The organism is Pantoea sp. NPDC088449, from assembly GCF_044753225.1.
Lineage (GTDB): Bacteria > Pseudomonadota > Gammaproteobacteria > Enterobacterales > Enterobacteriaceae > Pantoea > Pantoea floridensis.
This window is the reverse complement of record NZ_JBIVMT010000003.1, coordinates 470,151-491,206: the sequence shown is the minus strand read 5'-3', so window position 1 is coordinate 491,206 and position 21,056 is coordinate 470,151. Positions and strand designations below refer to the sequence as shown.

The following is a 21,056-nucleotide window of genomic DNA, read 5'->3' as shown; positions in this document are numbered from 1 at the left end:
AGTAAAGTGTTATGAAGAAATAAAAGAATTATTAATGAGTTGGAAAGCTAGTCTCTCAATTAATATTGGTCTTAAATTATTTGCAATTTATAACCCTGCTCGCAATTATTTCTCCCATATGACAATAAGTTAGTCAAAATTCCCTTTTGCATCAGTTAATAAAAAAGTCTATACCTACAGCCAATAAATCTATAACAACCGATCCATCCCTTTAGCGCTACGCCTTACTTTCTTCACACAGTTGTTCTCGAATTAAATGACGACACGGGATTGGTATTAACCTGCCGTTTTATCCCCATCAAGATGAATTTAACGCTGTTGCAATAACAGCGTGGACGCTGCACGCCCACTGGAGGAAGTATGAGGTTTAAATTAAATCCGATCGCGATAGGGATGATGGCGGCGCAGCTGCTGTTCTATCCAGCGATTCAGAGTCAGGCTGTTACATTAGGCGCGTATACGCCGCAAGCTAATGATAACCAGGTGGGTAAAGTTGTCGTCGATGGTAATAGCGAAACCCTGACGGGTAACCAGGCGTTTACTCCAGGCACGGACGGGGCGGTAACCACCACCCTCGGGCAAGTGGCGATCACCTCCGGTTCGCAATATCTTAATCAGGATCGCCTCGATCCTGGCCCGCAAAACTTTGCTATCACCACGCCCGATCCGACTACCGGTACTAACACCACCTTCCAGGTGTATAACCCTGCCAGCCTGGTGGCACTGGCGCCCGTCACCAGCGCCACCAGCGTGCCTGATATCCAAAACGTAAATGATGGGCAATACATTAATGCGCGGATTGCGGATGTCACGGGCGGCGGCACGCTGGATGTCAATATCGGCCAGGCCAATGCGGCCAGCAGCGCAGCCACCAATAGCTGGACAATGGCGGCAAAGCAGACGCAATTGTTTAACGTCGATGCGGGCAGTACCGTCAACTGGAACAGCAATAACCGCATTAATTTTTTCGGTTCGACCGCGACACCGGATGGATCGGGATCGGCCACCAGCAGCTATCAGGTACAAAATCTTGCCACCTATGGCGGGGCATTCAGCGTACAGACGCTGGATGGCAAGAGCACCAATTTCACCGTCACCAATGCTGGGCAGCTGCAGAGCTATAACAACTGGTTAATCAGCCAGCTTCAGGCCGGCAATCTCGATAAAACCCGCTACCTGACTGAATTCAATAAAGCCGTTACCTTCACCAATGCCAATATCGTGTATGACGTCAGCGCTACGCCGCCGGACGAAGTCACGCAACCGATCGGCGATCGCATTGTGATTAATGCCGAGGGTGCCGGAACGAAAGTGAATCTGGCGGCGGGCAAAACGCTTGAAGTTATTGGCGCTTCTGCGGGCGGAGCGATAAAAGTCTCGAACGGCGCTGAAGCCGTGATTGATGGCAAGCTGGCGAGTCGTGGAAGCAATACCAATAACGGCACCGCGCTGGTATTAACCGACAACGGTAAGGGCACCAATAACGGCGTCATTAACGGTGGTTTTCTTAATCGTCAGGATGGCACCGGTATAGGATCGACCGGTTACGGTGCCAACGGTGTGAATGTACAAAACGGCAGTACTTTCGATAATAACGGTATTCTCAACCTCGCCACTACCGGCAGTAACTCCACGTATGGCGTGGCCGGTATCAACCTGGGGGCCACCTCCACCGCCACAAACAGCGGTAACATTAACGTTGGTGTCAATGGCTCCAGCGCACGTGGCATCACCTCGGGCGTATTGCTCACCGATGCCACCTCCACGTTTACCAATACCAGCAGCGGCACTATTTATATTGGTCGTGGACCACAAAATAGCCCGGGTGATGCGGCTGCCGATACGGCGATGAACCAGAGCGGATTGACCAGCGGTATTGCGCTGGTGGCTAACGGTAGCGCCACCAATGACGGCACCATCATCATTGGTAGCAAAACGCAAAATGCGGCGGGGATGTCGGCAACCGGTGCCAATAATGTCACGATGGTCAACAATGGCATCATCAACGTAAACGGTGCCGCAGCGGCCATACCGCGTGAAAATGTCGGTATGTTGGTGACTAACAGTTCAGGCACGATCACTAACAGTAACACCGGCGTGATTAATCTCAACGGCGTGAATGGCACCGGGCTGAAGGTGCTTGCAACCAATGGTAATACGGCTAGCGCCACCTCAACCGGCGTCATCAACGTCGCGGGCGGTGCCGATCCCGCCAGCGGTACGCGCAACTACGGTGTGTGGGTTGAGGGCCAGGGAGCGACCGGTAGCGCGCAGGCGACGATAGGCGGTCCCATCAACCTTAGCGGGAACGGGGCGATTGGCGTACACGCGCGCGGTGATGCAACGGTTACCGTCGATCCTGCCGCTGTGCCAACCTTCTCCAGCGGTACTAATCAGATTGCCTTCTTCGCATACGGCCCGAAAGCGCTGATTAACGTGCTGGGCAGTAATCCTTTTGACGTAACGACACAGAACTCAACGCTGTTCCGGGTCGAACAGGGGGCACTTTTCGAAGGTAATAATTTGCTGCTGACGGCTTCAGGCGCGGGTTCCACCGCCGTTGTTGGCAGCGGCCCCGGCACCAATGTGAACACGGATGCGGCGCAAATTAACGTCAGTGGCACCGGTGCAAATGGCATCACCGTTGAAGGAGGAGCAACCGGCGTCATTGCTAACACCACCACCATGAACCTCACCGGAAGCAATGCCATTGGGGCGATTGTCGACGGCCAGAAGCACGATATTTTTGGTAAAAACAGCGGTTCTCCGGTTGCCAGCACCAGTCTCAATTCTGCTGCGACACTCAATTCTAATGCGAGTGGATTAACCGGCTACCTGGCGCGTAATCGTGCGCAGTTAACCAACACCGGGGATATTAACTTTACGGGCGCCAACGCGACCGGCATTCGGGTGGAAAGCGGTGCCACCGGCACCAACAGTGGCAATATCAACATTAACGATGGCGGCACCGGTATTTCTGTTAACAGCAGCGGTACCACCACCACGGCGAATAACAGCGGCATCATCAACGTTAACGGCGGCAGCACGGGGGCGCGGACGCGTGGCGTCAGTGCCAGCGGCAGTGGCGCGGTGGCCAATCTTAACAGCGGCGCACTGAATCTTAACGGCGTGGGTGCCATTGGCGCTGAAGCCTTGAGCGGTGCTCGGGTTAACGTCTCTGCGGCGTCCACGCCAGTGTTCAATAATAGTGACCAGATTGCCTATCACGCGGCGGGGGCAGGATCGCTCATTAACAGCGCGGCGAATGCACTCAATGCCAACACCACCGGTTCAACCGGTTACCGCATTGATGACGGCGCCACGCTGGCACTGAGCAACGGCAGCGCTATTACCAGCAGCGCGGCAAACAGCACCGGTGTGATTGTCTCAGGAAGCGGCAGTACGCTAAACAGCGGTAACGGCCAATTTATTGCCAGCGGCGATGGCAGTACGGGCGTACGTGCCGAGGGTGGCGCGCAGGCAACGCTGGCGGCCGGTAGCACGATAAATGCCAGCGGCACCAATAGCGTTGGCGTGCTGGTCAATAACCTGCGTACCGATCTCAGCAACGCATTAAACGGCAGCGCAGCGCCCACGTTAGTCACCAATAACGGTGCCGTGAGCGGCGCTGGCACTAATGCGGTGGGCATTGATGTGACGAACGGCGCTGAATTGCTCAACAACGGCAACGTGAATTTCACCGGCAGCAACAACATCGGCATCCGCTCTCGTGCGGGCAGCACGATCACCAACAATGGCGTGGTTAACGTAGCAAATGGCACCGGGTTGGATGTCTCCGGTAACGGCACCACGCTGGCGAAGGGTGGCACCATCAACGTCGATAATGGCACCGCAGGTGTGCGCATCAGCGACGGCGCCCAGCTGGCGTTAACCGGCAGCGATACGGTGATCACCACGCGCGGTAATGCACACGGTATTTTACTGGATAGCGGCGCAACAGCGCTTAGCGCCAGCGACGCCACGGTGAATGTGTTAGGGAGCGGCAACGGTATTGAGAACCGTGCTGAACTGAGCAATGTCGGCCTGAGCAATCTCACCATCAACGTTGGCAACGGTAACGGTATTCGTACCGCCGTAGGGTTTGATCCCGCCTCCACGGTGACCACCAATGTGTCCGGCAGCGGCAACGGCCTGAAAATCTCTAATGCCGATGGCTCAACCAGCAGCGGTGATTTAATCCTCGGTTCCGGCTATCAGTTCAATGTTACCGGTGCTGGCGGCACGGGCATCCTGGCCAATACCACCGGCAATATCACTACTGCGGCAAACGTCAATATCGATAATGCTGCAGGTGGCTCGGCGCTGGTTTCCAGTACCGCAGGCACCATCGTTAATACCGGTAATCTCAGTTCGAATAGCCTGACGGCACCGGTGGTGGATCTGCGTGGGGGGAAAACGGTGTTTGAGAACCTCGGCAACATCATCACCGCTAATCCACAAACCGTGGCGGTGGCGGGCAGTAACGCCGATGACGTCATTCTGCTCACGGAAGGGGATGTCCGCGGTGATATCAACCCTGGCGGAGGCTCAGACGTGTTCCGCTGGACGGGCGGCACGCTTAACGGCAGCCTGACGATGGGCAATGACAATAACAACAGTGCTGAGGTGAGCAATATCGATCTCGGCACGACCTACCATCTCACCAGCGGCACTGGCACCGGTAATACGTTAACTTTCAACCAGATCGACGCGCGCGGCGGCAGCTTCAGCGCAGACGATCTCAGCAAAGGGGTTAACCTCGGCAGCGGCTGGAGCACCATCAACTTTGCCAACACCCGCTGGACGTTAACCGACAACCTCAAGTTAGCGCACAGCATCATCAATGTGGATGCGGATTCAACCCTGTACGCGGGCGATAACGTGCATCCTACGCTGGCTGGCGGCACTGCCGATTCGCTGGTGGTGAATAATGCCGGTACGTTGGATCTCACTAACGGTGCGGGTTCGCCGGGCAACACGCTCGATATCGCCGGTTCGCTGGCCTCGAGTGGCGGGCAGCTTAATCTCATCACCACTCTCAATGAGGGCGGGGCGCTAAGCAACCAGTACACCGACCATCTGAACGTGACCGGCAATGCCACGGGCACCACGCTTATCAATGTGAAACTGACGGATGCCAGTACCGGTGCGTTGACCGATCTCAATCGTAATGGCGGTGTGGAAGGCAACGAAGGTATTTCGCTGGCGCAGGTGGGCGGTAATGCCAGTCCTGACAGCTTTGCGTTGAAAGGGGGCTATCTGGCTGCGGGGCCGTGGCAATATCGGCTCTACACCTTCGCGCCGGGCAGCAGCGATGCTAACCAACGGCTGGTTAGCGGCAGTGGTAACAATTACTGGGATTATCGTCTGGCTAATTACTACGTCTGTGAGGACAGCGCGAGCTGCCAGCCTACCTTTGTCACCGATGGGTTTGGTACCCCACACAGCTACGATTCTCGTCCGGCGGTGGTACCGCAGGTTCCATCCTATGTTTCTGCGCCGGTGGGCCTGGCCTATTACACGGCGGCGATTATTGACGACCTGCATAAGCGTCTGGGCGAACTGCGCCACGAGCAGACGCGACCAGAAGGCGATGGCGGCGAGATGTTCCTGCGCTATATCGGCTCGAACATGAAGTACAAAAGCGATCAAAGCTTCCGAGACTACGGCTATGACTTCGACCTGGATTACAGCGCGGTGCAGGTCGGCGGTAACCTGCTGCGCCTCGACGGCGACAAAGATAGTCTGCGCGGCGGTATCGCCTATACGCGTGGCAACACACGGATCCGTCCCGATGCGGCAGATGGCTACAGCAGCACCACCTTCGACAGCGACAGCCTGGCGTTTTATGGTACCTGGCAGCGCCAGAACGGCTTCTATCTGGATGGCGTATTGTCCTTCGACTGGCATCGTGGTGAAACCGATATTGCCCGTACCCAGGAAGTGGCAAAGCTGAAAGGCCACGGTTGGACAGCGTCGCTGGAGAGCGGATATCCGTTTGAGTTAGGCGAGGGTTACAAGCTGGAGCCGCAGGCGCAGCTGATGTACATGCAGCTGAACATGAATGACTTCACCGATGAAGACGGCAACAAAGTGCGTTACGGTGACTACAACCAAACCATTGGCCGCCTCGGCGCGCGCCTTGATCGCACCTGGACTGACGACAGTAACCGCCAGTACACGCCTTATCTGCGCGCCAACTACTACAAAGGCTGGGGCGGCACGGCGGATACATCGGTTTCGTCAGTGGATAATCCAGCACTGGGCGCCACCTTCAGCAGCGGTCACTTCGGCCAGATGTGGGAAGTGGGTGCCGGTGGTACCGCAACCGTGCAGAAAGATGTTTCACTTTACGCCGAGGCGGATTATCGCAAAGAGATTGATGGCAATGGCGCCAAAGGGTGGCGATATAACGTTGGCGTGAGGTGGCAGTTCTGATCTGGGTGCTAAAAGCAAAACATTGATCTGGTTTACTGTAAAACCCGGTTAATCGATGAGGTCAGTGACAAAACTGTGAAAGCCGCTGCAAAGCGGCTTTTTTGTTGCCGCTAATTTTGAACTGATGCTAAAGCCAGACCGTTCTTGTGCCGAAAAGGTAAAAAAGAGTAATAGATTTTTTTCTTTTAGCCTGCGTTTTGCAAGGACACACACATGCGCAACAATCAGCCCGTCACTCAGCGCGAATTTGCGTTTGACGATGACGCGACTTTGATGTCGACCACCGATCTTAATAGCCACATCACCTACGCCAACGATGCGTTCATCAACGTCAGCGGATTCTCCCCTGAAGAGGTGAATGGACAGCCGCATAATCTGGTGCGCCATCCCGATATGCCACCAGAAGCGTTTGCAGATATGTGGTCGACCCTGAAAAAGGGAGAGCCGTGGACCGCGCTGGTGAAAAACCGTCGTAAGAACGGCGATCACTATTGGGTACGCGCCAACGCGGTGCCGGTAGTACGCGCAGGCAAAGTGCAGGGCTTTATGTCGGTGCGGACCAAGCCATCGAAAGAGGAGGTTCGTCAAGCCGAAACGCTGTATCGCGCATTCCGTGAAGGTCGGGCTGGCGGGCGCCGCTTCTATAAAGGATTGATCGTGGGTACCGGCTGGCGCCGCCTCGGCTCGCTGCTGAAAACGCTGCCGCTGCGCTGGCGTATTCGCTCGACCTTACTCACGCTGCTGCCACTTTCAGTGCTGGGCGTTTGGTTGCTGGGCATGGCTCCTTTAGCAATTGGCGGCTTCGCTGGCGGCATGGCGGCGATGTTGCTGCTGGCGAGCCTGTGGCTGGAGCAGCAAATTTCGCGTCCGATGGAGCGTATGTGTCGGCAGGCGTTAAGTGTGGCGACCGGTGCCAGCCACAAAGTTGAACAGATTGATCGCGTTGACGAGATTGGGGTAACGCTGCGCGCCATTGGTCAGCTTGGCCTGATGTTTCGCTGGTTGGTGGATGATGTCAGCGGCCAGGCGATCAATGTGTTGAGCGCCAGCGATGCCATTGCGCGGAGCAACGACGAACTGAGCCGTCGCACGGAACAGGCTGCCGCCAACGTCCAACAAACAGCGGCAACCATGAATGAAATGACGGCGACGGTGAAGAGCAACACCGAAACCGCCAGTGAAGTGAATGGCCTGTCAGAATCCACCAGTTCTGCGGCGATCAAGGGCGGCGAAGTCATGCAGGAGATGGTTGGCATGATGGCGGAGATCGCCGACAGCTCGCAGCGTATTGCCAGTATCACCAGCGTGATTGACGGCATCGCCTTCCAGACCAACATTCTGGCATTGAACGCGGCGGTTGAGGCGGCACGCGCCGGTGAGCAGGGCAAAGGATTTGCGGTGGTGGCCGGTGAGGTCCGAAACCTCGCACAGCGTAGCGCCAAGGCGGCCAGCGAAATTAAACATCTGGTGGAAACCAGCGCCAGCCGGGTGCAGTCGGGTAGCGATCACGCTGATGCGGCAGGACAGACCATGCAGGATATTGTCGGCCAGGTGCAGAACGTCACCGCGCTGATTGCACAAATCAGCGGTGCCACCGCCGAGCAGGCCGCAGCCTTAACGCAGGTCAGCACGGCGGTGGAAGATCTCGACGATATCACCCACCAAAACGCCGCGCGGGTAGCCGAAAGCGCAGAGGCGTCGGGCCGCATGAAGCATCAGGCCAACCGTCTGGTGGAAGCGATCAGCGTGTTCCGTTGATCTTCAGATGAGCTCCCGTCCGGCACGCAGCGCACCGGGTGGGGTGCCGACAATGCGTTTAAACGCGCGGCTAAACGCCGCCAGCGAACCATATCCGAGGTGGAAGGCGACGCTTTCCACCGCTTCCCCCTCATTCACAATGCGTTCTACCGCCAGCCGCATGCGCAGCTCGGTGAGATAGCGCAGCGGCGTCATGCCGGTTGCCGTCTGGAAGCGCGCGGCAAACACCGAACGAGAACTGCCGGATTCACGCGCCAGTCGTTCCACCGTCCAGTTCTCTCCGGGCGCGCGGTGCATCGCCGCCATTGCCTGGCTGAGACGCGGATCGCGCAGCGCCTGCACCAGTCCGCTGCCTTTGCCACAGCCGTTTTCCACCCAACCGCGCACAATCTGCGCCGCCACGACGTCCGCCAGCCGCGACAGGATCCCGGCAAAACCCGCTTTACGCTCGCGGGTTTCACGCTCCATCGCATCGAGAATCGGCTGGATCTCGGGATATTGCGCCAGCAGCGTACTCACCAGCATCACATCCGGCATGGTGTGCACCAGCGGCTGCATGCCGCCGAGTTCGAACGCCATGCAGGCGCTGAACAGAATCACATCGCTGTTATCCGGGCATAGCTCGCTGCTGTCGTCGATGGCGCAAACGCTGGCGCAAATCGGTCGGCTGTTAAACGTGGAGATGGGTTCGCAGATAGCGTCTTCAGAGGAGATTAACGCGTGCGGTTTGCCGTGGGGAATCAGCAGCGCATCGCCGGCTTGCAGCGGATAGATCACGCCCGACGCGGAGCGGATCAGCAAGGATCCGCGCCCAACAAAATGCAGCTGCGCGCGGCCTGGCGCGTCGTCATATTGCAAACCGAACGGCGTATGCAGCGCGATACGCTGATATTTGACGCCGTACAGGCGCATGCCCATCAACAGTTCACTGGTCAGATCTTCATAGCGGCTCATACGAATCCAGACGAATAATCAAAAAACAAAGTTTCTGCATCATAGATCGTCTTGCTGGGAGTCTCTATGCTTAAAGCCTAATATTTTGTGATGGGGATCACAGATGAGCCTGGAAACTGAAATAGCCGAATCACCTTTAGAGGTGACGAAACCGGAGTGGGGCGCGGTGTTTGCCATGGCGTTTGGCGTGTTCGGCCTGATTACCGCGGAATTTTTACCGGTGAGCTTGCTAACGCCGATCGCCGACACGCTGCATATCAGCGAAGGACAGGCGGGACAAACGGTGACCGTCACCGCGCTGGTGGCACTGCTCACCAGTTTGGTGATCGGTAACGTAACGCGTCAGATCGATCGCCGTCTGGTGATGCTGGGCTTTACGCTACTGCTGATCGCCTCCGCGCTGCTGGTGGCCTTTGCTGAGAATCTGCCGATGATTCTGCTGGCCCGCGTGCTGCTGGGCGTGGCGATTGGCGGTTTCTGGACGCTGTCTACCGCCATTACCATGCGGCTGGTGCCGAGCGATCAGGTGCCGCGTGCGCTCTCAATCGTGTTCAGCGGTATTTCACTGGCAACCATCATTGCCGCGCCGCTCGGCAGTTATCTGGGGGCGATTATCGGCTGGCGTAATATCTTCATGCTGACCGCGGCGCTGGGCGTGCTGGCGCTGTTATGGCAGTTTTTCACCTTGCCTGCGATGCCGCCCGTGAACAAAGCGCGCAGCGGTGGCGTACTGGATCTGCTGCGTAAAAGTGTGATGCGCTGGGGCATGCTGGCAGTAATCATGATGTTCACCGGCCACTTTGCCTTCTTTACCTACCTGCGTCCGTTCCTGGAAGGTAGCGCGCAGCTTAATGTGAATCAGCTGTCGCTGGTGCTGCTGGCGTTTGGCGTGGCCAACTTCTTTGGTACCTCGCTGGCCGGTTATCTGGTGACGCGCAGCGTTTCGCTGACGCTGACGGGAATGGCGCTGGTCATGAGCGTGACGGCGCTGGTGTTGGTGAGTTTTGGCAACGTGTCGTGGCTGGTGGGCGCGGGCGTGGCGCTGTGGGGGTTGGCGTTTGGTTCAATGCCAACCGGCTGGTCAACGTGGCTTTCACGTGCGGTGCCGGATGATGCCGAATCGGGCGGTGGTTTGCTGGTGGCAACCATTCAACTGGCGATCACCGCCGGTGCCGCAGCGGGTGGCTGGATGTTTGATCTGCAGGGCGCAGGCGGCGTGTTCCTCGCCAGCGGCGTGCTCATGCTGTTAGCCGCTATCACCATTTTCACCCGCGTTAGGCATCACGGTTAATCACTACCCGGTCGCCATAAATGGCGACCCTACAACAGCGTAGGGGCGCCATTTATGGCGACCGGGTTGATAACCGCATGGATTCTTACAAATACCTATCACAGCCATTTATCCTGCCTTTTAACTAAATGTCAGATTTTTAACCGTTTGCATCAAGGTTAATCTAAACGTGCTTTATATGTTCAAAATAATCGAACAACTACGGCAAAACTCTCCGCTTTTTACTGATCAATTCTGCGCCTATTATGTCTCTCAACAAGGCGATAACGCCTTACTCAATCAAACGTACATTAAGGAATTGACCATGAAATCTATCAAAACTTTTGCTGCTGTTGTTGCTCTTACCGTTCTGCCATTCGCAAGCTTTGCACAAAGCATCACTGCAACCGCTTCAACGCTGGATGGCGCAGAAGCGCAAATCGCTGCTCAGGCGCATGAAGCTGGTGCTTCCTATAAAGTGACCGAAGCCAACTTCAACAACGGCGTGCACATGACTGCTGAACTGACCAAGTAAGTCGCATAAACGTTCTGTGCTGACAGGGTGCCTTCGGGCGCCCTGGCGGCGTTGCTAACCTGATAAAATCCTGTCACTTTCCCTCCGAAATGATTACTATTCTCAAATAATAACCTCTTTTGTCGGCTCGCCTCGGGCTGTCTTTTTTACATTGGTTGTAATGTCGAGCTTTCACTTCACTGCCATCAGGCGGTGTTTTTGCTATGGAGAAGTTATGAAGGCGAATAAAAAATCGTGGGCGCTGCGTCCTCTGTTGCTGGCAACGGCGCTGTTCTCTACCTCTGCGGCGATCGCGGCGGAAACGCAGCCATTGAATCAGGTGATTTCAAAAGGCGCTTATGAGCTGGCGTTCAGCAACAGCGATAACGCGCTGTTCCTCGCGACGGCACAAAGCACAACCGATCAAAAAGGCGGCACCGTTTATCGTCTCGATCCGCAGAATCTGGCGGTGAAGCAAACCATCAGCACCGATCTGCCGACTTTTGGCGCAGCCATCAACCAGAAAACCAACACGCTCTATTTCGGTAACACGCGCGACGGTTCACTGACGGCGGTGGATGCGACCAGCGGCAAAGTGATCAACACGCTGGTGCTGGATGGTCGCAAGCGCAGCGAAACCGTGCGTCCGCTGCAGCCGCGTCAGCTGGCGGTCGATGCGGCTACCGATCGCGTGTATATCACGGGGCTCGGTGAGCAGAGCGTGGTGTGGGTAGTGGATGGCAAAACCCTGAAACTGATTAGCACCGTGCCGAACACCGGCAAAATGGGCACCGGCCTGGCGATCGATTCTGCGGCGCAAAAGCTGTATGTGACCAATGCGGATAACGAGCTGGTCACCATCAATACGCGTCTGAACGCGATTGAAAAACGTCAGAAAATTGAGGGCGACAAAGATCACTTCTTCCTCAACATCTCGCTGGACACTCAAGGCCATCGCGCCTTCCTCAGCGATTCAAAGCAGCCGCAGGTGCTGGTGCTGGACCCGCGTACGCAGGAAGTGATTCACAAGATCGCTGTGCCAGAATCGCTGGCGGTGTTGTTCAATGCCGATCGTGATGAGCTGTACGTCACCCACCGTAAAGCGGGTGAAATCAGCATCATCGACGCCAGCAGCTACAAGGTGAAACGCACGGTGAAAGCACCGGGCCTGCCAAACAGCCTGGCGCTGTCTGCCGATGGCAAAACGCTGTTCGTCAGTATCAAGCAGCCGGGTTCACGCAAAGAGCCACCTAAGAATCCGGACAGCGTTCTTCGTATCGCCTTATAAGCGGTAATAGTCTGAATTAGAGGGCGGCTTGTGCCGCCCTTTGCATTTCTGCGATTCGTTATACGCTACCCTGTAGGATGACAACACCATAAGAGAGGACGCTATGAGCCAGTTTTTTATGCATGAGAAAAACGATCTGGTAAACGAAGCCATCGAAGGGGTTTTACTCAGTACGCCGTGGCATAACCTCAGTCGCCTCGATCTTGGCGATGAGATCCGTGTGGTGGTGCGTTCGGACTGGGATAAGAGCAAAGTGGCGCTGATTTCGGGTGGCGGTTCCGGTCATGAACCGGCGCATGCCGGATTCGTCGGTAAAGGCATGCTGACGGCGGCGGTGTGTGGCGACATTTTTGCCTCGCCGAGCGTCGATGCGGTGCTAAACGCCATCGTGAACGTCACCGGCGACGCCGGTTGTCTGCTGATTGTGAAGAACTATACCGGCGACCGCCTCAACTTTGGTCTGGCGGCCGAGAAAGCCAAAAATCTGGGCTACAAGGTCGAGTTGGTGATGGTGCAGGATGATATCGCGCTGCCGGAAAATCCGCAGCCGCGCGGCATTGCCGGCACGGTGCTGGTGCATAAAATCGCTGGCTATGCGGCGGAGCAGGGACAATCACTTGATGAAGTCAAAGCATTGGCGCAGCGCGCGATTGATGCCACCTCGTCGATGGGTCTGGCTTTTGCCACCTGTCATGTGCCGGGCGAAAAGCGCGATGAACGCGTCGAGCCAGGCCACAGCGAGCTCGGCATGGGCATTCACGGTGAGCCGGGCGTGGTGACGCTCGACACGCAAAACAGCCGTAAAATCAGCAGCATCATGTCAGATAAACTGGCGCAGGCGCTGCCCGATGGCAAGCAGGCGCTGCTGCTGATTAACAACCTCGGTGGCTTTTCACAGCTGGAGCTGGCGTTGCTGACGCGTGAAGTGCTGCAGTCGCCGCTGGCGGCGCGCATTACCCATCTGATTGGCCCGGCGACGTTGGTGAGTGCGCTGGATATGAAAGGCTTCTCACTGTCGCTGCTGGCGCTGGAAGAGGCGTTTCTGGCAGCATTAAGCGCGCCGGTTCAGGTGCTGGGCTGGGTGCCAATGTATGACTTTGCACCGATCAGCCTGCAACGTGCAGAGAAAATCGGCAGCGTGCTGGATTTTGATGCATCTGAGAATGCCGAAGTAGCGAAGATTGTTGAAGGCGTCACGCAGACGTTGATCGATTTGGAAAGTGAACTGAACGCGCTGGATGCCAAAGTTGGCGACGGTGATACCGGTTCGACCTTTGCCGCCGGAGCGAAGAAGATTCAGCGCGGCCTCAATGATAAGCAGCTGCCGCTGGATGAGCTGCCAACGTTGCTGGCGCTGATTGGTGAGCAGCTGGCAACGGTGATGGGCGGATCGAGCGGCGTATTGATGTCGATTCTGTTCACCAGTGCCGGCCAGCAGCTGGAAGAGGGCAGCGCGCTGCCGCAGGCGTTGATGCACGGCCTGGAACGCATGAAGCATTACGGTGGTGCGCAGCCGGGGCATCGTACGCTGGTGGATGCGCTGCAACCGGCGCTGGAAGCGTTAGTCGCAGGCGAGTCGCTGGCGGCGGCCGCTAAGGCCGCTCAGCAAGGCGCAGATGCGACCGCGCAGATGCAGAGCGCCAAAGCCGGACGCTCCGCTTATCTGAATCAACAAAGTCTGGATGGGGTGAAAGACCCGGGCGCGTACGCGATTGAGCGGGTGTTTGCGGTGTTAGCGGGTTGAGATTGTGCGGGTTGATGCCCTCACCCTAACCCTCTCCCGCAAGCGGGAGAGGGAACCGATCGAGCATTTTGCAGCGTCTCCCTCTCCCGTGGGAGAGGGCCGGGGTGAGGGCCTCAGCGCGCACCTTACTCCGCCGCTTCGCGCATCATCTCATCGTGTGGAATATCATCCAGAATCTGCTCGAAACTGCGCAGACGTTTGTAGATCGACATCAGCGTAATCAGCGTTGACCACGAGGTGATCAAATACTGGAACGACGATCGCACCTGATCAAACACGTTGGTGATCTGGTTCAGCAGACCCAAGGTGATGGTGCCCGCCACAATCGACGGGAACAGCACAAACAGCCCGAACACGTTATCCACCTGCAAATACATAATGCGCGTGATGTTGAAGTACAAATAGTGGAAGTAGAGGCGGAAGTAGTTCTGACGCACGCGAGTAAATAACTCATGCACCGTTGGCGGGGCGGCGCGCTCCGGATCGTCTTCGCCGTACACCAGCTCTTTACGATAGGCCGCTTCCACACGCTGATTGCGGAACTCCAGCCCCGGCAGTTTTATCCCCACCATCGCCAGCAGCGCAGTACCAAACAGCGACCACAGCAGCGCGGCAATCACCAATGCATACGGAATGCTGCCGAGAATCGGCACCTCTTTCACATGGTGCGACAGCGTCACCAGCACCGGCAAAAACGCCACCAGCGTCATAATCGCCTGAATAAAGTTAATGCCCCAGTCCTGCAGCGTACCGGCGAAACGCATGGTGTCTTCCTGCACACGCTGCGCTGCACCCTCAACCAGACGCAGACGCTGCCAGTTGTGCATGTAGTAATTGTTCATCGCGGTACGCCAGCGGAACACCCAGTGACTGACGAAGAACGAGTTCATCACGCCAATCACCACCGCAATCAGCGCGATGCCGAGAAACGCCAATACTTGCACATAGAATTGATGGATAGCGACGGAACCGGCTTTGGTTAACGCCTGCTGGATCATGTCATAGAACGGGCCGTACCAGGCATTCACGCCCACGCCAACCTGCACGCCAAACCAGGTGACGAAAATGATCAGCATTGACCCCCACACCGACCAGCGCTGCCACGGATGGTTATCAATCACGCGCCATGCAAGGCCAAAGATCCCAGCCACAATCCAGTAATAAGCATAAAACCAGAGCTGGCTGACGTGAATAAATCGGCTGGCATTGGTGGGTAATGGCTGTTGCATCGCCGCCTGTAATGCCGGCCAGCGTGCGGGAAAGTCATTGAAAAAGCCAAACCAGGCAAAAATTGCTATCAAACTCCAAATCGCAGCTGAGCTGAAAAACAGCGATGGCCGCGGAAAAAAGGACTTAAACATAGGCACTCCGCTGTTGTGTGTACGCTTTTATACCGCTTTATACGGTTATCTGTCTGTTGTGGGTTGTATCTGACGATGACAGCTTCGCCGCTGCGATGTAAAGCGACAGCGGCAAATGTTAAGTAATTTGTGCGGATTTGTTTCTACGAACTAAATTATTAACAGCAATGGTGTTACACTTTGTGCGCTGTTACCGGTAACAGTGACGCTGTATCCCTTAAGCTATCAATAAAAAAACAATACTACGCAACTACTTAACTTTCGTATCGCATTATATGTGGTACTGAGGCAATGTCATGTCAGAACAAAAAAATGGTCACAGTCGCAGGGATTTTCTGCTGAGAACCATCACCCTGGCGCCGGCAATGGCGGTGGGCAGTACGGCGATGGGCGCGCTGGTGGCGCCGATGGCCGCCGGGGCAGCAGAGCAACAATCGTCATCACAACAGGCGCGGAGCTACCAGCCAACCTGGTTCACCGCCGAAGAGTTTGCCTTCATTACCGCGGCCGTGGCGCGCCTGATCCCCAGCGATGAACGCGGTCCTGGCGCACTCGAAGCCGGCGTACCGGAGTTTATCGATCGTCAAATGAACACGCCGTACGCCATCGGTAACAACTGGTACATGCAAGGCCCGTTCAATCCGGACCTGCCTAAAGAGTTGGGCTATCAGCTGCCGCTGGTGCCGCAACAGATCTATCGTCTCGGTCTCGCCGATGCCGATGGCTGGAGCAAAAAGCAGCACGGCAAAGTGTTCGCTGAGTTAACTGCTGAACAGCAAGATGCACTGCTGACCGCGTTTGAAAGCGGCAACGCGGCGTTTCCGCAGCTGCCGGCCAAAATCTTCTTCTCCTTCCTGCTGCAAAACACCCGCGAGGGTTACTTCAGCGATCCGATCCACGGCGGCAATCAAGGCATGGTGGGCTGGAAGCTGATTGGCTTCCCAGGCGCACGCGCTGACTTTATGGATTGGGTGGAACGCGGCGAACGGTATCCGTTCCCGTCGGTGGATATTCGCGGGGAGAGGACGTAAGCGTGGCAAATGAATTGAAAAAAGTGGATGCGGTGGTGGTCGGTTTCGGCTGGGCGGGCGCGATTATGGCGAAAGAGCTGACCGAAGCGGGCCTGAATGTGGTGGCGCTGGAGCGCGGTCCGCATCGCGATACCTACCCGGATGGCTCCTATCCACAGTCGATCGATGAACTGACCTATAACATCCGTAAAAAACTGTTCCAGGATCTGTCGAAAAGTACCGTGACCATCCGTCACGATGCGTCACAAACGGCGGTGCCGTATCGCCAGCTGGCGGCGTTTTTGCCGGGCACCGGCACCGGCGGTGCAGGTCTGCACTGGTCGGGCGTCCATTTCCGCGTCGATCCGGTCGAGCTCAACCTGCGCAGCCACTACGAGCAGCGCTACGGTAAAAATTTCATCCCGGAAGGCATGACGATTCAGGATTTCGGCGTCAATTACGACGAGCTGGAACCGTTCTTCGATCAGGCTGAAAAAGTGTTCGGCACCTCGGGCAGCGCCTGGTCGATCAAAGGCAAGCTGCTGGGCAAAGAGAAAGGCGGCAACCCGTACGCGCCCGATCGTTCCAGCGACTTCCCGCTGCCGGCGCAGAAGCGCACCTACTCGGCACAGCTGTTCGCGCAGGCGGCAGAATCCGTCGGTTATCATCCGTATGATATGCCGTCGGCCAACACCTCTGGCCCGTACACCAACACCTACGGCGCACAGATGGGCCCGTGCAACTTCTGCGGTTTCTGTAGCGGTTACGCCTGCTACATGTATTCCAAAGCGTCGCCAAATGTGAACATCCTGCCGGCGCTGCGCCAGGAGCCGAAGTTCGAGTTGCGCAATAACGCCTACGTGCTGCGCGTGAATCTGACTGACGATAAAAAGCGCGCCACCGGCGTGACCTATCTCGATGGCCAGGGCCGCGAAGTGGTGCAGCCGGCGGATCTGGTGATCCTGTCAGCGTTCCAGTTCCACAACGTGCATTTGATGCTGCTTTCCGGCATCGGCAAACCCTATAACCCGATCTCCAACGAAGGGGTGGTGGGCCGTAACTTTGCCTATCAGAACATCTCGACGCTGAAAGCGCTGTTCGACAAAAACACCACCACCAACCCGTTTATCGGTGCCGGCGGCGCAGGTGTGGCGGTGGATGATTTCAACGCCGACAACTTCGATCACGGGCCGCACGGCTTCGTCGGCGGTTCGCCGTTCTGGGTCAACCAGGCCGGTACCAAGCCGATCTCCGGTTTGCCGACGCCAAAAGGCACGCCAAACTGGGGCAGCCAGTGGAAAGCGGCGGTAGCGGATACTTACAACCATCACATCTCGATGGATGCGCACGGCGCGCACCAGTCGTATCGCGCCAACTATCTCGATCTCGATCCCAACTACAAAGATGCCTACGGCCAGCCGCTGCTGCGTATGACCTTTGACTGGCAGGACAACGACATCAAGATGGCGCAGTTCATGATTGAGAAGATGCGCAAAATCACCGAAGCGATGAACCCGAAAATGATCATCGGCGGCGCGAAAGGGCCGGGCAGCCACTTCGATACCACCGTGTATCAAACCACGCACATGAGCGGTGGGGCGATTATGGGTGAAGATCCGAAAACCAGCGCGGTTAACCGTTATCTGCAGAGCTGGGATGTACCAAACGTGTTTGTGCCAGGCGCCTCAGCGTTCCCGCAAGGACTCGGCTACAACCCAACCGGCATGGTGGCGGCGTTGACCTACTGGTCAGCCAAAGCCATTCGTGAACAATATCTGAAAAACCCCGGCCCGCTGGTACAGGCATAAGGAACACGGCGATGATCAAAAGCATTTTAGCCCTGTTTCTGGGCACGATGACGTTCGCCGCAGTGGCGGATGATAGCGCTGCGGACGCGTTGGTGAAACGCGGCGAGTATCTGGCGCGCGCGGGTGACTGCGTGGCGTGTCACAGCGCGCAGGGCGGTCAGCCGTTTGCCGGTGGACTGCCCATGGCGACGCCAATCGGCACCATTTATTCCACCAACATCACGCCGGATAAAGCCACCGGCATTGGTGACTATAGCTACGATGATTTCCAGAAAGCGGTGCGTCACGGCGTAGCGAAAAACGGCGATACGCTCTATCCGGCGATGCCGTATCCGTCGTACGCGGTAGTCAGCGATGACGACATGAAGGCGCTGTATGCCTACTTCATGCACGGCGTGCAGCCGGTGGCGCAGGCCAATAAAGAGAGCGATATTCCGTGGCCGCTGTCGATGCGCTGGCCGCTCTCGATCTGGCGCGGCATCTTTGCGCCGGACGTGAAGGCGTTCCAGCCGGCGGCGCAGGAAGATCCTGTGCTTGCTCGCGGTCGCTATCTGGTGGAAGGTCTCGGTCACTGTGGCGCCTGCCACACGCCGCGCAGCATCACCATGCAGGAAAAAGCGCTTAATAACGACGAAGGCAACAACTATCTCGCCGGCAGCAGCGCGCCGATTGACGGCTGGACCGCCAGCAACCTGCGTGGCGACAACCGCGATGGTTTAGGCCGCTGGAGCGAAGAGGATCTCAAGCAGTTCCTGCGCTTTGGCCGCAACGATCACACCGCGGTGTTTGGTGGTATGACCGACGTGGTGCAGCACAGCCTGCAATATCTGAGCGATGACGATATCAGCGCGATCGCTAAGTATCTGAAATCACTCGGCGCAAAAGATCCGAATCAGGCGGTGTTTAAGCAGGATGACGCCGTCGCCAAAGCGTTGTGGAAAGGTGACGACAGCCAGCCAGGCGCAGCAACCTACGTCGATAGCTGTGCGGCGTGCCACAAAACCGACGGCAGCGGCTATCAGCGCTTCTATCCGGCGCTGCGCGGTAATCCGGTGGTGATGGCTGACGATCCAACCTCGCTGATTCACATTGTGCTGGTGGGCGGTACTTTGCCTGGCGTGCAGGGTGCACCAACGGCGATCACCATGCCGGCGTTCGGCTGGCGCATGAACGACCAGCAGGTGGCGGATGTGGTGAACTTTATCCGTGGCAGCTGGGGCAATGGCGTGAAGTCGAGCGTATCGGCGAAGGATGTGGCGGCGCTACGTAAAGACGAAACCGTGCAGCCGAAGCAGAGCAGCGCGGATATTAAGGTGCTGGAAGGGCAGTAGCTTTCCCTCACCCTAACCCTCTCCCGCAGGCGGGAGAGGGAACCGATCGAGCATATTTCTCCCCTAATTATTCCCTCTCCCACTTGTGGGAGAGGGCTAGGGTGAGGGCATCAACTCAAATATTCTCCAAATCCATGCCACGGGTTTTCGGCCCGTAAATCCCCACCGATAGCATCACCATCAACATGCTCAGCACGATAAAGGCGATCACGCCTTGGCTGCCGGCATACTGCAAAATAATGCCAATCAAAATGCTGCTGAACACCGTCGACAATCGGCTAAACGAATAGCAGAAACCCACCGCGCGGGCGCGAATGTGCGTCGGGAAAATCTCGGTTTGATAAGCGTGATAGCTGAAGGTCAGCCACGCGTTGCTGTAGGTGATCAGGAAACCGCAGATGATCATCAGCACCGGATTCGTCATAAAGGCGAATAGCGTGCCGAACACCACCGTCATCAGCGATGACAGAACGATCTGCCATTTGTTCTCAATCTTATCGGCGTAGCGGCTGCAAATCAGCGAACCGAGCGGGTAGGCCAGCGTAATGAAAAAGGCATACAGCAGGCTGTGCGTGACGGTGGCGCCTTTGCCCGACAGCAGCGCGGGCAACCAGTTACCGAAGCCAAAGAAGCCAATCGCCTGAAAGAAGTTCATCACCACCAGCATCAGCGTACGCTTGCGATAGGCCGGCGCCCAAATCTCACTGAAGCGACCTTTTTTCGGCAGCTGTGCCGCGGCATCGCTGTGGGAAAAGTCTTCGCCTGGCGAGATGCCACAGCGTTTTTCCATCGCGCTCAGCACCTGATGCGCTTCCTGATGGCGCCCTTGTTGCGCCAGCCAGCGCGCGGATTCGGGCAGGTTTTTACGGATCAGCCAGATCACCAGCGAACACACTGCGCCAGCAATCACCACCCAGCGCCAGCCCTCCAGGCTAAGGATGGTTTGCGGCACCAGCCACCACGACATCAGCGCCACCGCCGGTACCGACAGAAACTGGATAAAGAACGAGAAGGCGAACGCGCGGCTGCGCAGATGCGCCGGCACCCATTCGGAGAGATAAGTATCGATGGTCACCAGCTCCACGCCGAGACCAATGCCGACCAGGAAGCGGAACAGGATAATCATCTCCGCGCTCTGCTGGAACGCCATCAGCAGAGAAAACGCGCCGTACCACGCCAGCGCGCACATAAAGGTGAGGCGGCGGCCGAAGCGATCGGCATAGGGCGCGAGCAGGCTGGCACCGACAAACAGGCCAAGGAAGGTGGCGGAGGCAAACGCCGCCTGATCGGCGATGCCGAACACGCCCGCCGAGCCGGTATGAAACACGCCGGCGGCAATCAGGCCAGAGCTGATATAGCCGGTTTCAAACAGATCGTAGAGTTCAAAAAAGCCGCCGAGCGCCAGTAGCGTGATAAAGCGCCACAAACCCGCGGAAGAGGGCAGCGCATCAATGCGCCCGGCTAAGGTGCGGCGATCCGCGCTCATGCGATCGTTCGCCATCCCTGTCGATGTGATGGTTGTCATTGTTCTATAGACCTCGGTGTTTGCAGAACCCGCTGACGGCTGAGAGAGGTTTTAA

Annotated in this window: 12 protein-coding genes; 9 read left to right on the top strand and 3 right to left on the bottom strand. The window is 56.9% G+C overall.

What is annotated here, in order from left to right:
- Positions 1–360 precede the first annotated feature (360 nt).
- Both ACIP6T_RS16730 and ACIP6T_RS16725 read left to right on the top strand, forming a co-directional pair.
- Positions 361–6,438 (top strand): autotransporter outer membrane beta-barrel domain-containing protein, encoded by a 6,078-nt coding sequence (locus tag ACIP6T_RS16730; RefSeq protein WP_400458156.1) that lies wholly within the window; start codon positions 361–363, stop codon positions 6,436–6,438.
- Positions 6,439–6,651: 213 nt separating this feature from the next.
- A complete protein-coding gene (locus ACIP6T_RS16725; RefSeq protein ID WP_097095186.1) occupies positions 6,652–8,196 on the top strand; it encodes a PAS domain-containing methyl-accepting chemotaxis protein in 1,545 nt (514 codons plus the stop codon).
- A gap of 3 nt (positions 8,197–8,199) precedes the next feature.
- Here ACIP6T_RS16725 and ACIP6T_RS16720 read toward each other — a convergent pair whose 3' ends face one another.
- Positions 8,200–9,150: a cupin domain-containing protein gene (locus tag ACIP6T_RS16720; RefSeq protein ID WP_400458155.1), complete on the bottom strand. Its 951-nt coding sequence runs from the start codon at positions 9,148–9,150 to the stop codon at positions 8,200–8,202.
- Positions 9,151–9,253: 103 nt separating this feature from the next.
- On the opposite strand from ACIP6T_RS16720, the gene ACIP6T_RS16715 reads away from it, so the two are divergent.
- The 4 genes from ACIP6T_RS16715 to ACIP6T_RS16700 all read left to right on the top strand — a co-directional run bounded on the left by ACIP6T_RS16715 (position 9,254) and on the right by ACIP6T_RS16700 (position 13,966).
- Positions 9,254–10,441, top strand: coding sequence for an MFS transporter (locus ACIP6T_RS16715; RefSeq protein ID WP_400458154.1), 1,188 nt, complete (start codon positions 9,254–9,256; stop codon positions 10,439–10,441).
- Positions 10,442–10,745: 304 nt separating this feature from the next.
- The gene (locus ACIP6T_RS16710) at positions 10,746–10,955 is read left to right on the top strand and encodes a DUF1471 domain-containing protein (protein ID WP_007888545.1); all 210 of its coding nucleotides are present in this window, start codon (positions 10,746–10,748) and stop codon (positions 10,953–10,955) included.
- A 214-nt stretch (positions 10,956–11,169) separates the two neighbouring features.
- A complete protein-coding gene (locus ACIP6T_RS16705; protein ID WP_400458153.1) occupies positions 11,170–12,222 on the top strand; it encodes an SMP-30/gluconolactonase/LRE family protein in 1,053 nt (350 codons plus the stop codon).
- A gap of 103 nt (positions 12,223–12,325) precedes the next feature.
- Positions 12,326–13,966: a dihydroxyacetone kinase subunit DhaK gene (locus tag ACIP6T_RS16700; RefSeq protein ID WP_400458152.1), complete on the top strand. Its 1,641-nt coding sequence runs from the start codon at positions 12,326–12,328 to the stop codon at positions 13,964–13,966.
- A gap of 125 nt (positions 13,967–14,091) precedes the next feature.
- On the opposite strand, the gene sbmA is transcribed toward ACIP6T_RS16700, so the two are convergent.
- The gene (gene sbmA / locus ACIP6T_RS16695) at positions 14,092–15,327 is read right to left on the bottom strand and encodes a peptide antibiotic transporter SbmA (protein WP_345827411.1); all 1,236 of its coding nucleotides are present in this window, start codon (positions 15,325–15,327) and stop codon (positions 14,092–14,094) included.
- A 296-nt stretch (positions 15,328–15,623) separates the two neighbouring features.
- Between sbmA and ACIP6T_RS16690 the strand changes: the two genes are divergently transcribed.
- From ACIP6T_RS16690 to ACIP6T_RS16680, 3 genes are read left to right on the top strand one after another with little or no spacing between them, the layout of a single operon-like run.
- Positions 15,624–16,358 carry a gluconate 2-dehydrogenase subunit 3 family protein gene (locus tag ACIP6T_RS16690; protein WP_097095180.1) on the top strand — a complete coding sequence of 245 codons (735 nt, stop codon included), beginning with the start codon at positions 15,624–15,626 and terminating at the stop codon, positions 16,356–16,358.
- Positions 16,359–16,360: 2 nt separating this feature from the next.
- On the top strand, positions 16,361–18,145 hold the full coding sequence (locus ACIP6T_RS16685; protein WP_097095179.1) for a GMC family oxidoreductase: 1,785 nt from the start codon (positions 16,361–16,363) through the stop codon (positions 18,143–18,145).
- Positions 18,146–18,156: 11 nt separating this feature from the next.
- Complete coding sequence (locus ACIP6T_RS16680) at positions 18,157–19,476, top strand: c-type cytochrome (protein ID WP_400458151.1); 1,320 nt, start codon at positions 18,157–18,159, stop codon at positions 19,474–19,476.
- A gap of 115 nt (positions 19,477–19,591) precedes the next feature.
- Here the strand turns inward: ACIP6T_RS16680 and ACIP6T_RS16675 are convergent, their stop codons facing one another.
- Positions 19,592–21,001 carry an MFS transporter gene (locus ACIP6T_RS16675; protein WP_097095177.1) on the bottom strand — a complete coding sequence of 470 codons (1,410 nt, stop codon included), beginning with the start codon at positions 20,999–21,001 and terminating at the stop codon, positions 19,592–19,594.
- Positions 21,002–21,056: the final 55 nt, after the last annotated feature.